Origin of the sequence: Streptacidiphilus pinicola, assembly GCF_003258295.1 — a bacterium.
In the GTDB taxonomy this organism is placed as follows: Bacteria; Actinomycetota; Actinomycetes; order Streptomycetales; family Streptomycetaceae; genus Streptacidiphilus; species Streptacidiphilus pinicola.
The window spans coordinates 1-302 of the sequence record NZ_QKYN01000091.1; the positions used below are offsets into that span (position 1 = coordinate 1).

1 protein-coding gene is annotated in these 302 nt (G+C 72.5%); it reads left to right on the forward strand.

Annotated features, from left to right (window positions below):
- Positions 1 to 302, forward strand: a 302-nt coding sequence (locus tag DN069_RS23260; protein ID WP_279387924.1) for an SAM-dependent methyltransferase, incomplete at both ends; no start/stop codon positions are given.

The window sequence follows — 302 nt, forward strand, 5'->3', positions numbered from 1 at the left end:
GCTGCCTGGACGCGGGCGCGTCCACGGGCGGGTTCACGGACGTGCTGCTGCGCGCGGGCGTGGCGCGGGTCCTGGCCGTTGATGTGGGCTACGGGCAGCTGGCCTGGTCGCTGCAGAGCGACGACCGGGTCGTGGTCATGGACCGCACCAACGTGCGCGAGCTGACGCTGGAGCAGATCGGCGGCGAACCGGTCGACCTCGTCGTGTCGGACCTGTCGTTCATCCCGCTCGGGCTGGTCCTGCCCGCGCTGGTGGGCGTGACGGCCGCCGAGGGCGACCTGGTGCTGATGGTGAAGCCGCAG